General features: G+C 63.4%; 12 protein-coding genes. 5 read left to right on the plus strand and 7 right to left on the minus strand.

Translation table 11 applies throughout. The features are described 5' to 3' along the window. Nucleotides 1-30 precede the first annotated feature (30 nt). From OOJ09_RS18305 to OOJ09_RS18315, 3 genes are all read left to right on the plus strand, one after another. Nucleotides 31-963 (plus strand): alpha/beta fold hydrolase, encoded by a 933-nt coding sequence (locus OOJ09_RS18305; RefSeq protein ID WP_269906519.1) that lies wholly within the window; start codon nucleotides 31-33, stop codon nucleotides 961-963. Nucleotides 964-1096: 133 nt separating this feature from the next. Continuing rightward, nucleotides 1097-2272, plus strand: coding sequence for a CaiB/BaiF CoA transferase family protein (locus OOJ09_RS18310; protein ID WP_269906520.1), 1176 nt, complete (start codon nucleotides 1097-1099; stop codon nucleotides 2270-2272). Further along, nucleotides 2269-3918, plus strand: a complete 1650-nt coding sequence (locus tag OOJ09_RS18315) for a thiamine pyrophosphate-binding protein (protein ID WP_269906521.1) — start codon at nucleotides 2269-2271, stop codon at nucleotides 3916-3918. Before OOJ09_RS18310 ends, OOJ09_RS18315 begins: the two co-directional genes overlap by 4 nt. A 40-nt stretch (nucleotides 3919-3958) precedes the next feature. Here OOJ09_RS18315 and OOJ09_RS18320 read toward each other — a convergent pair whose 3' ends face one another. Further along, the gene (locus OOJ09_RS18320; RefSeq protein WP_269906522.1) at nucleotides 3959-4399 is read right to left on the minus strand and encodes a CHRD domain-containing protein; all 441 of its coding nucleotides are present in this window, start codon (nucleotides 4397-4399) and stop codon (nucleotides 3959-3961) included. Nucleotides 4400-4590: 191 nt separating this feature from the next. Further along, nucleotides 4591-5874 carry a cystathionine gamma-synthase family protein gene (locus OOJ09_RS18325; protein WP_269906523.1) on the minus strand — a complete coding sequence of 428 codons (1284 nt, stop codon included), beginning with the start codon at nucleotides 5872-5874 and terminating at the stop codon, nucleotides 4591-4593. Between the two features lie 121 nt (nucleotides 5875-5995). Here OOJ09_RS18325 and OOJ09_RS18330 point away from each other — a divergent pair, with 121 nt between their 5' ends. Beyond that, nucleotides 5996-6454 (plus strand): Lrp/AsnC family transcriptional regulator, encoded by a 459-nt coding sequence (locus OOJ09_RS18330; protein WP_256751313.1) that lies wholly within the window; start codon nucleotides 5996-5998, stop codon nucleotides 6452-6454. Nucleotides 6455-6503: 49 nt separating this feature from the next. On the opposite strand, the gene OOJ09_RS18335 is transcribed toward OOJ09_RS18330, so the two are convergent. The 5 genes from OOJ09_RS18335 to OOJ09_RS18355 are packed head-to-tail and all read right to left on the minus strand — an operon-like array spanning nucleotide 6504 to nucleotide 10863. Beyond that, on the minus strand, nucleotides 6504-7475 hold the full coding sequence (locus tag OOJ09_RS18335; RefSeq protein WP_269906524.1) for an ABC transporter substrate-binding protein: 972 nt from the start codon (nucleotides 7473-7475) through the stop codon (nucleotides 6504-6506). A gap of 41 nt (nucleotides 7476-7516) precedes the next feature. Further along, nucleotides 7517-8671, minus strand: a complete 1155-nt coding sequence (locus OOJ09_RS18340; RefSeq protein WP_269906525.1) for an ABC transporter permease — start codon at nucleotides 8669-8671, stop codon at nucleotides 7517-7519. Beyond that, nucleotides 8668-9546, minus strand: coding sequence for an ABC transporter permease (locus tag OOJ09_RS18345; protein WP_269906526.1), 879 nt, complete (start codon nucleotides 9544-9546; stop codon nucleotides 8668-8670). Before OOJ09_RS18345 ends, OOJ09_RS18340 begins: the two co-directional genes overlap by 4 nt. Next, nucleotides 9546-10106: an endonuclease domain-containing protein gene (locus OOJ09_RS18350; protein WP_333474474.1), complete on the minus strand. Its 561-nt coding sequence runs from the start codon at nucleotides 10104-10106 to the stop codon at nucleotides 9546-9548. Before OOJ09_RS18350 ends, OOJ09_RS18345 begins: the two co-directional genes overlap by 1 nt. After that, the gene (locus OOJ09_RS18355) at nucleotides 10072-10863 is read right to left on the minus strand and encodes an ABC transporter ATP-binding protein (RefSeq protein WP_269906528.1); all 792 of its coding nucleotides are present in this window, start codon (nucleotides 10861-10863) and stop codon (nucleotides 10072-10074) included. Before OOJ09_RS18355 ends, OOJ09_RS18350 begins: the two co-directional genes overlap by 35 nt. Nucleotides 10864-10993: 130 nt before the next feature. On the opposite strand from OOJ09_RS18355, the gene OOJ09_RS18360 reads away from it, so the two are divergent. Beyond that, a complete protein-coding gene (locus tag OOJ09_RS18360) occupies nucleotides 10994-11398 on the plus strand; it encodes a cupin domain-containing protein (RefSeq protein ID WP_015317160.1) in 405 nt (134 codons plus the stop codon). The last annotated feature ends 21 nt before the right edge of the window (nucleotides 11399-11419 follow it).

The following is an 11419-nucleotide window of genomic DNA, read 5'->3' on the forward strand; positions in this document are numbered from 1 at the left end:
AAGGTCGGCGGAACCTGGAGACCGAGCGGCATGTCATTCAGCCAGCAGCGCGTGGTTCGCTCGCCGACCGGTGCCGATCTCAATCTTTTCGTCAAGCTGGCCGATGGCCGCCCACGCGCGGTCATCCAGATCAATCACGGATTGGCCGAACACGCCGCGCGCTACGCCCGCTTTGCTGATTTCCTTGGGGAACGCGGCTTCCATGTCTATGCGCACGACCACCGTGGCCATGGCGCTACAAAGGCTCCCGACGCACCGCTCGGCAGGTTCGCCGACAAGGACGGCCCTGCCAAGGTGATCGCCGATGTCGATGCCATTCATGATCTGATCGCCAACGAACAGCCAAACCTGCCGGTCATCCTTTTCGGCCATTCGATGGGTGCGTCCGTGGCGCTGAACTTCCTGTTGCGCCACTCTGCTCGCGTCCACGCCGCCGCCATCTGGAACGGCAATTTCTCGGCCGGCCTGCTCGGACAGGTAGCGCTCGGCATCCTCGCCTGGGAGCGGTTCCGGCTCGGCTCCGACGTCCCGTCGCGCATACTGCCCAGGCTGACCTTTCAGGCCTGGGGCAAGGCGGTGCCCAACCACCGCACATTGTTCGACTGGCTGTCGCGCGACGAGGCCGAAGTGGCGAAATACATCGCCGATCCGCTGTGCGGCTGGGATGCCTCGGTATCGATGTGGCGCGATGTCGTCGGTATGGCGCTCAACGGCGGCAAGGATGCCGGCTTTGCCGGGATGCGGCGCGATCTGCCTGTCGGCATCGTCGGCGGCGAGAAGGACCCCGCTTCGGATTACGGCAAGGCGATCGGCCACCTCGCGAAACGCATGCGCGCGATGGGCTTTTCGAATCTCGTTTCAAAGGTTTACGCCGACACCCGCCACGAAAGCCTGAACGAGGTGAATCGCGACGTCATCATGGCCGATTTCGCCGCCTGGGCCGACGGTGTGCTGAAATCGTGACCCGGTCACGCGGCGCGTCTCTTCTTCGAGCCGGTACGTTGGCCTATCGCAAGGGCCGTGACAGCCACTGCCGGGCTTGATAGAGGCTCTGCTTTCGCAGCAATCACGGTGATTGCGGCAACCACGGTGATTTATGGCCGAACCCCCGCTGAAAGGCGTCCGCGTCGTCGAACTCGCCCGCATCCTTGCCGGGCCGTGGGCCGGGCAATTGCTTGCCGATCTCGGCGCCGACGTCATCAAGGTCGAAAGTCCCGATGGCGGCGACGACACCCGCAAATGGGGGCCACCCTTCGTCATCGGCAAGGACGGCGAGAACCTGTCGGCCGCCTATTACCATTCCTGCAACCGCGGCAAGCGCTCCATCGCCATCGATTTCTCGACGCCGGAGGGCGCCGAGACGGTGCGCCGGCTGGTCGCCACGTCGGATGTGCTGATCGAGAACTTCAAGCTCGGCGGTCTGAAGAAATACGGGCTCGACTACGACAGCCTGCGCAAGATCAACCCGCGCCTCGTCTATTGCTCGATCACCGGCTTCGGCCAGGATGGGCCCTACGCGCCGCGCGCCGGCTACGACTTCATCATCCAGGCCATGGCCGGCATGATGTCGATCACCGGCGAGGTCGGCCGCGAGCCGCAAAAGGCCGGCGTCGCCATTTCGGATATCTTCACCGGTCTTTATTCCGTCATCGCCATCCAGGCCGCGTTGCGCCATGCCGAACGGACCGGCGAGGGTCAGCACATCGACATGGCGCTGTTCGACACCCAGATCTCGGCGCTCGGCAACCAGAACCTGAATTATCTCGTCTCCGGCAAGTCGCCGGTCCAGATGGGCAACGCGCACATGAACATCGCGCCTTACGAGGTGGTGCCGGTCAGGGATGGCCACATCATCCTGGCGGTCGGCAATGACGGCCAGTTCGCCAAATTCTGCGCTGCCGTCGGGTTGGACGATTTGCCGGCCAATCCCGATTTCGCCACCAATCCGGCCCGGGTCGCCAACCGGGTAAAGCTGCGCGAACACGTGATCGAGGCGCTGAAGACTATCGATCGTGATCCGCTGCTGGCAAGACTGGAGGCGGCAGGCGTGCCGGCGAGCCCGATCAACACGATCGGCCAGATGTTCGCCGACCCGCAGACGATCGCGCGCGGCATGCGGCTCGACCTCGACGACGGCCACGGCAATCTCCTGCCTTCGGTGCGCGCGCCGATGGTCATGTCGGGCACGCCGCTGGTCTATGAGCGCCCCTCGCCGCGCCTGGGCGAACACACCGAAGAAATCCTTGCCGAACTGGAGAGGTCCAAGAAATGAAGACCGGCGGACAGCTGATCGTCGACGCACTCGAAGCCAATGGCAGCGACCGTATCTATTGCGTGCCCGGAGAATCCTACCTCGCGGTGCTCGACGCGCTGCACGACTCACCGATCCGCACCATCGTCTGCCGCCAGGAAGGCGGTGCGGCGATGATGGCCGACTGTCATGGCCGCCTGACCGGCAAGCCCGGCATCTGCTTCGTCACGCGCGGCCCCGGCGCGACCAACGCGTCGGCCGGCATCCACATCGCCATGCAGGATTCGATTCCGGTCATCCTGTTCATCGGCCAGGTTGCCAGCCACGCCAAGGAGCGCGAAGCCTTCCAGGAGGTCGACTACAAGCGCTTTTTCGGCGACATCGCGAAATGGGTGGTCGAGATCGACGACGCCTCGCGTATCCCTGAATTCGTCACCCGCGCCTTCGCGGTGGCGACATCGGGCCGTCCCGGTCCCGTGGTCATCTCGCTGCCAGAAGACATGCTGACCAGTGTCGTCGAAGCGCCCGCTGCCCTGCCGCACACGCCGGTCGAAACACGGCCGGGCGAAGCTGAACTCGATGCGCTGGAAAAGCTGCTCGGCAAGGCCAAGCGGCCTTTCGTCATCCTTGGCGGCACGCGCTGGGACGCCGAGGCCGTGGCACGGATGCGAACGATTGCCGAGGCGTGGTCCCTGCCCGTCGGCTGTTCCTTCCGCCGCCAGATGCTGTTCGACCATCTGCATCCGAATTATGCCGGCGATGTCGGCATCGGCATCAATCCGAAACTGGCGACGGCGATCAAGCAGGCCGATCTCGTGCTGCTCATCGGTGGCCGCATGGGCGAGATGCCGTCCTCCGACTACACGCTCCTGAAGAGCCCCTACCCCGACCAGGCGCTGGTCCATATCCATGCCGACGCCGGCGAGCTCGGCCGTGTCTATCGGCCGGCACTGGCGATCAACGCCTCGCCCGCCGCTTTCGTCGAAGCCTTCGCCAGGCGCAAGCCGGCCTCGGCACCCGTCTGGGCGGCCGAGACGCCAAGGCTGCATGCCGCCTATCTCGACTGGTCGACGCCGCCGGAAAGCGGTCCAGGTTCAGTCCAGATGGGGCCGATCATGAACTATCTGGAAAAGATGCTGCCCGACGACGCCATCCTCACCAATGGCGCCGGCAACTACGCCACCTGGGTCCATCGTTTCCATCGCTTCCGCCGCTTCGCCACCCAAGGAGCGCCGACCTCGGGCTCGATGGGCTATGGCACCCCTGCCGCGGTCGCCGCGAAAGGACTGTTTCCGGACCGGACCGTGGTCGCCTTCGCCGGCGACGGTTGCTTCCTGATGAACGGGCAGGAATTCGCCACCGCCGTGCAATATGACCTGCCGATCATCGTTGTCGTCGTCAACAACGGCATCTACGGCACTATCCGCATGCACCAGGAGCGCGAGTATCCCGGCCGCGTCGTCGCCACCGATCTCAAGAACCCCGACTTCGCGGCCTTGGCCCGCGCCTATGGCGGCCATGGCGAAACGGTCGAGAAGACGGCGGACTTCGCTCCGGCCTTCGAGCGCGCCCGCGCCAGTGGCAAGCCTGCGATCGTCGAGATCAGGCTCGACCCGGAGGCGATCACGCCAACCCGGACGATGACGCAGATTCGCGACAAAGCGTAAGAAAAAGGGGCGGTTGCCCGCCCCTTGCGTTGTGGCTTCCCTACATCGCCTTTTCGATCTGGCCGCGGATCTCGCCGTCCTTGTTGGCGGCGGTGTGAACGTTGACGTAATATTTGCCGGCCTCCAGGTCAGCCGCCTGCGCATCGGTCAAGACAGCCGAACCCTTGATCGGGCTCTTGATCTTCTTGAACGGGATTACCGGTCCGGCGTTCTCACCCACCGCCGCCGGGCCGTGAATGTGCCCAGCCACCGCCGGCCCGCTTAGACCGGAATATTTGACGTTCCAGCTGAGCTTCTTCTTGGCGGTGTCGAACGTGAATGTGGCTGTTCCCTTGCCTTTCGTGGTGACGGGCGGGTTTTGCTGGCTCCCGTCGAGCGTCGCCTTGAATTTTTCCATGTCGGCCAAGGCCGGCGAGGCAAGGAAGATGGCAGCAGAGACGGCAAGTGCCGAAACGATCGGCGAAAAGGAATGCATGCGCATTTTAGAAACCTCCGTTGGATGTGACACCCTTGCGGCCCCCCAGCCGCAAGGATGTATCAGCACAACGGGCGGCTGGCCAAAAGTATCCGTGGGCGCACGCATATGTGATGACCAATGGAATAAAGAGACGGTCGCCCGCCTCTCCCGAGATCATCCATCAACGCCTCGACTTGACTAGCGAAAGGCCGTGGTCAGACGGCGGCCAGCGCCTGCGTGAGATCAGCGATCAGGTCGTCGGGGTGTTCGACGCCGATGGACAGCCTGACCGTGGTCTCAAGCACGCCGATGCGCTGGCGCACGTCGAAGGGAATGCCCGAATGGGTCATGGCCGCCGGGTGACTGGCCAGCGATTCCGTTCCGCCGAGGCTCACCGCCAGCTTGAAGATCTGCAATCCGTTGAGAAAGGCGAAAGCCGCCTTCTGCCCGCCCCTGATATCGAAAGAGAATGTCGAGCCGGCGCCGCTGCATTGCATCCGGTAAACGCGACCCGCCGGTGTATCCGCGCCCAGGAACGGCAGATAATGCACCTTCTCGACCTTGGCATGATCGCGCAGGAATTCGGCGACGAGGCGCGCATTGTCGTTGGCCCGCTCCATGCGGATCGACAACGTCTCCAGCGAGCGGCCGAGCATCCAGCAGGAATGCGGGTCGAGTTGCGTCCCGATCGCGCCGCGCAGCGCCTTGATCGGCTTGGTGACCGCCTTGCTTCCCATGGCGGCGCCGGCGATCAGGTCGGAATGACCGCCGACATATTTGGTCAGCGAATAGACGGAGACATCGGCGCCGTGCTCGATGGGCCGCTGGAATACCGGGCCGAGCAGCGTGTTGTCGCAGACGACAATCGGCGTCGAACCTTGGCCCGCGCCGATCTCGTCGGCGATCCTGCGCATCAGCGCGATATCGACCAGGCTGTTGGTCGGATTTGACGGCGTCTCGATCAGGATGACCGAAACGCGGCCCTTCGCGATGGCGGCGTCGGCGGCCGCGCGCACCGCCGTCTCATCGACACCGTCCGCGAAGCCGGCAGCGCCGATGCCGAAGCCGGAAAGCGTGCGCGTCAAAAGCGTCTCGGTGCCGCCATAAAGCGGCTGCGAATGCAGGATGACGTCGCCCGGGCGAGCATAGGCGAGCAGCGTCGTCGCGATCGCCGACATGCCGGATGAAAACAGGATGCAGGCATCCGTCCCCTCGTAGATCGCCAGCCGGTCCTCGACGATCTCGCTGTTGGGATGGTTGAAGCGCGAATAGACCAGACCGGAGGCGGTGCCAGTTGGAGGCTCCTTGCGGCCGGACGTGTAGTCGAAGAAGTCGCGTCCCTCTTCGGCCGATTTGAACACGAAGGTCGAGGTCAGGAACACCGGCGGCTTGACCGCGCCCTCCGAAAGCTGCGGATCGAAGCCATAGCTCAGCATCAGCGTCTCCGGATGGAGCTTGTGGTTGCCGATATGGGTTTTCGACGGGCGTGGCGCGGTCATGGTTTTCCTGCCTTTCGAGGAGTGTCGCGTGGCAATTTATGCGATCCCGATCAGCCAGTCCTTGCTATTCTTGGGCTCGCATGGCTGCATTCTCGCAACAAATTGCCTGGAGAGACCGAAAGTGCAGCAGAAGATAGCCGACGATTTCGACCGCAAGATCCTGCGTGAACTGCAGGCCGACGCCCGCATCACCAACAACGAGCTTGCCGAGCGCATCGGCCTGTCGCCGTCGCCCTGCCTGAGGCGCGTGCGGCGGCTGGAGGAGACGGGCGTGATCAGGGGCTACACCACGCTGGTCGATCCGGCCGCCTTCGGCTGGAGCATGGTCGCCATCGCCACCATCCGGCTCGGTCGCCAGAACGAGGACGAGATCGTCATGTTCGAGGACGCGATCCGCGGCTGGGAAGAAGTGCTGGAATGCCACCTCGTCACCGGTTCGCGCGACTATGTGCTGAAAGTGGTGACAGGCAGCCTCGAACAATACGAGCGCTTCATCAAGGAAAAGATCGCGCGCCTGAAATGCGTCGCCTCGATCGAAACCAGCTTCGTCATGAACACCATAAAGGAACGGCGCCTCTGACACTTGGCCAGAGGCGCCGTTCTCAAGATCGAGATGTTGCCTGTCAGGCTTACTTGACTGCCTTGTCGGTGATGGCGGTGGTATAAGCGCCCTTCGGCTCCTTGGTGATGATCTTCTGGTCGAGCAACGCCTTGGCGGTGCGCTCGTAGGTCACCGGGTCGAGCTTGCCGTCGGCATTGTCGATCAGCTTGGCGACTTCGCTCATCATGCGCTTCTGATGGTTCTCGTCCTGGCCGCCACCGTCCATGACGATGCCTGCTGCCTCGTCATTGTTGTCGATGGCGTATTTCCAGCCCTTCATCGAGGCACGTACGAAACGCACCATCTTGTCCTCGAAGGCCGGATCCTTGAGCTTGTCTTCCGACGCATAGAGCCCGTCCTCGAGCAGGTCGTTGCCCATCGCCGAATAGTTGAACACGGTCAGCTGTTCCGGCTTGTAGCCGGCATCGATCAGCTGCCAGTACTCGTTGTAGGTCATGACCGAGATGCAATCCGCCTGCTTCTGGATCAGCGGCTGCACGTCGAAGCTCTGCTTGAGAACGGTGACGCCATCCGGGCCGCCATCGGTCTTGAGGCCAAGCTTGTTCATCCAGGCGTAGAACGGATATTCGTTGCCGAAGAACCAGACACCGAGTGTGTGGCCCTTGAAGTCGGCTTCGGTCTTGATCGGGCCGTCCTTCGGGCAGACCAGCTCCATGCCGGCCTTCTTGAACGGCTGGGCGATGTTGACCAGCGGCACGCCCTTTTCGCGCGCGGCCAGCGCGCCGCCCATCCAGTCGACGATGACATCGGCGCCGCCGCCGGCGATCACCTGCTCGGGCGCGATATCGGGGCCGCCCGGCTTGATGTCGACGTCGAGACCCTCGGCCTCATAGAAACCCTTGGCCTTGGCGACGTAGTAGCCGGCAAACTGGGCCTGCGTGACCCATTTCAGCTGCAACGTCACCTTGTCGGCGGCCATCGCCTGGAACGCGGCAAGCGACATCGCGCCGGCCAGAACAGGAATAACAAGTCTTTTCATGTTTTTACCCTCTGAAGTTAGCACCCTTAAACCCACCGCCCCTATCCACCACGGACAGAGGGATGCCAAAACGTGACGGCTCTTTCGACGAGAGCGACCACGCCATAAAAGACCGAACCCGCAAGTGCTGCAACTGCGATTTCGGCCCAGACCATGTCGATGTTCATCCGCCCGACCTCGGTCGAGATGCGGAAGCCCATGCCGACGACAGGCGTGCCGAAGAACTCGGCGACGATGGCGCCGATCAGCGCCAGCGTCGAGTTGATCTTCAGCGCGTTGAAGATGAAAGGGGCGGCGGCCGGCAGCCTGAGCTTCAGCAGCGTCTGCCAGTAGCCCGACGCATAGGTGCGCATCAGGTCGCGCTCCATATGGCCGGAAGCGGCAAGCCCGGCGACCGTGTTCACCAGCATCGGGAAGAAGGTCATGATGATGACCACCGCCGCCTTGGACTGCCAGTCGAAGCCGAACCACATGACCATGATGGGCGCCACGCCGATGATCGGCAGCGCCGAGACCATGTTGCCGATCGGCAAAAGCCCCCGCCGCAGGAACGGCACGCGGTCGGCGAGCACGGCTGTGATGAAGCCGGCGCCGCTGCCGACGATGTAGCCGAAGATCACAGCCTTGAAGATGGTCTGCCGGACATCGGCGCCGAGCACCGGCAGCGAACTGGCGATGCGCGCGCCGATGGCGCTTGGCGGCGGCAACAGGATGAAGGGGATGCCAGCGCCGCGCGTCATCGCTTCCCAGAGGATCAGGATCCAGGCGCCGAAGATGGTCGGGATGACCAGGCGCAGCGCGCTCCGGGCCCAGCTCGCCATCGGCCGAAGCCCCGACAGCACGGCCACGCAGCGCCAGCCAAGCAGCCAGGCAGCCGTAAGCAGCAGGAAATACGGTGCCCGCGCCAGACCTTCGAAGCCGGTGATGCCACCAATCAGCAGCCAGGCTACCAGATGCGCGCCGATGAAAAGCACGACAGCTTCGACGACGGACGGTATTCTGGCCATCGAGATCAAGGCCGCGAGAAGCAGTGCGCCGAAGATCAGCCAGTTCGTCGCCGCATAAGGATATATCAACGTCCCCGCGGGCTGCGCCAGCGGATCCACCTTTGGCGCCGCGATCGCGCCAAGCGCTAGTCCGGCCACGCACAGCACGATTGCCAACACCGCTTGCCAGGAGGGTTTCAACCAGCTCATGCCGGCCTCCCGCCCATGGCGCGATCGACGATGCGGCCGGCAATGCCGACCACCATGACCAGAAGTGCCGCCACCACCGAGCCTGCAACCAGAGCCGACCAGATGTCGATGGACTGGCTGTAATAGGCGCCGGCCAGCAGCTTGGCGCCGATGCCGGCGACCGCGCCGGTCGGCAGTTCGCCGACAATGGCGCCGACGAGGCTCGCCGCCACCGCCACCTTCATCGAGGTGAACAGGAATGGCACCGAGGCCGGCACGCGCAACTTCCAGAAGGTCTGCGCGCCGCTGGCATTGTAGGTATGCATCAGGTCGAGATGCATGATCTCGGGCGAGCGCAGGCCCTTCACCATGCCCACCGTCACCGGGAAGAACGACAGATAGGTCGAGATCATCGCTTTCGGGATCAGGCCGGTGATGCCGATCGCCGCCAGCACGACGATGATCATCGGCGCCACCGCCAGGATGGGAATGGTCTGCGAGGCGATGATCCACGGCATCAGGCTGCGGTCGAGCGTCGCAACATGCACGATGCCCACTGCAATGATGATGCCCAGCGCCGTGCCGAAAGCAAAGCCGAGCAGCGTCGACGACAGCGTCACCCAGGCGTTGTAGACGAGGCTGCGGTTCGAGGTGACGCTGCGCAGGAAGGTGTTTTCGAAGAAGTTCACCGCCACCTGGTGAGGCGCCGGCAGCGTCGGCTTCGGCTGCGACAGCGTCTTGCCGATGAATTCGCTCAAGGCAGGCGTTTCATTGGCGCGACGGTCGAGATCGCGTTGGAACGGCGTGTTGAGAATGACGGCGAAAACGTACCAGAGGACGACCACGCCAGCGAGAATCGAGGTAACGGGAATGAGCTTGTCGCGGAAGGAGTCCATCAGCAGGCCTCGCCGGCGAGGCGCCCTCCTCTCCCCAACGGGGAGAGGGTGGCCGGAGCGAAGCGGAGGTCGGGTGAGGGGGTAGAAATCTTTCCGTCGAGGCAAGCCAACATCGTATCCAGGACCGCTCGACGTTCGGCCAAAACCTCATGGTTCCAGAACTGGAGAACCGAATAACCTTGTCCGTTCAGCCAAGCTGTCCTGGCAGGGTCGGTAGGAGAATCTGTGTGCTGACTGCCATCAAGTTCGACAATCAGGCCCTTCTCGCGACAAACGAAATCCGCGATGAAAGATCCGAGCGGCACTTGCCTCACAAATTTGTAGCCGTTGAGATGACGTCCTCTCAGTTCCCCCCAAAGCCGATACTCAGCTTCGGTCTCGTCAAACCCCAGTTTTCGGGCGCGAGCGGTTGCCCCGACATTTCTTTTGGTCGGATCTGTCGGCGCCGCCCCCTCACCCGACCTCCGCTTCGCTCCGGCCACCCTCTCCCCGTTGGGGAGAGGAGGAACTTCGTCCTTCCATCCCTCAATCATCGTAGCTGTGCCCTGCCCTGAGGCCATCACGCACCCGCGCCGCGATCGCCAGGAACTCCGGCGTCTCGCGGATGTCGAGCGGCCGCTCCTTCGGCAGCGTCGATTCGATGATGTCGCTGACCCGGCCCGGCCGCGGTGACATGACGACGATCCGCGTCGAGAGATAGACGGCTTCGGGAATGGAGTGGGTAACGAAGCAGATCGTCTTGTTCGTTCGTCCCCACAGTTCCAGCAATTGCTCGTTGAGATGGTCGCGCACGATCTCGTCCAAGGCGCCGAACGGCTCGTCCATCAGCAGGAGGTCGGCGTCGAAGGCCAGCGCGCGGGCGATCGAGGCGCGCTGCTGCATGCCGCCCGACAGCTGCCAGGGATATTTCTTCTCGAAGCCGGACAGGTTCACGAGGTCGAGCGTGCGTTTGATGCGCTCCGCCCGCTCGGCCTTGGACAGGCCCATGATCTCGAGCGGCAGCCCGACATTGCGTTCGATGGTGCGCCAGGGAAACAGGGCCGCGGCCTGGAAGACATAGCCATAGGCGCGCTTCTCGCGCGCCTGTTCGGGTGTCATGCCGTTGACCGAAATCGTCCCCGAGGTCGGCTTCTCCAGATCCGCGATGACGCGCAGCAAGGTGGTCTTGCCGCAGCCCGAAGGCCCGATGAAGGAGACGAACTCACCCTTGCCGATGGTCAGATCGACATTGGACAGCGCCTGTACCGGCCCGTCATTGGTCTGGAAGGTGAGGCCAAGTCTGCTTGCCGCGACGACGGCTGGCGAAATTCCAGTCATCGGCTGCCGCCTGCCCGTTCCCGCCCCTGCGGCGCCGTCCGGATTCCGATTGCTTTTATAGCGATGTTGTTTTCCACTCGCCCAGTCCCATTGGTCTTGTCCCACTCGAATCGACGCCCGGAGTTCCCCGATGTCGCCCAAACCCACTTGTCATCTTATCCGCCCTGAAAGCACTTATGAAGGCAAACAGGGTTTGACCTATTTCGCCGGCATCGCCACGGAATCGGTCGGCTCCTCCGGCATCTGCATGCACGTGCTCACCATGCCGCCCGGCGCCCGCGCCAAGGCGCATCTGCACGAGAACCATGAAACGGCGATCTATGTGCTCTCCGGCGAGGTCCATACCTGGTATGGCGACCGGCTCGAGCACCACATCGTCGTCAAGGCCGGTGACCTCTTCTACATTCCTGCCGGCGTCCCGCATTTGCCGGCCAATCTGAGCAACGCCCCGTCTTCGGCCGTCATTGCCCGCACCGATCCCAACGAACAGGAAAGCGTCGTCCTGCTGCCGGAACTGGATGCGCTGGTCGCCTGAGGTCGACGCAAAGGCTCGAGC

Origin of the sequence: Mesorhizobium qingshengii (genome assembly GCF_027563465.1) — a bacterium.
In the GTDB taxonomy this organism is placed as follows: Bacteria; Pseudomonadota; Alphaproteobacteria; order Rhizobiales; family Rhizobiaceae; genus Mesorhizobium; species Mesorhizobium qingshengii_A.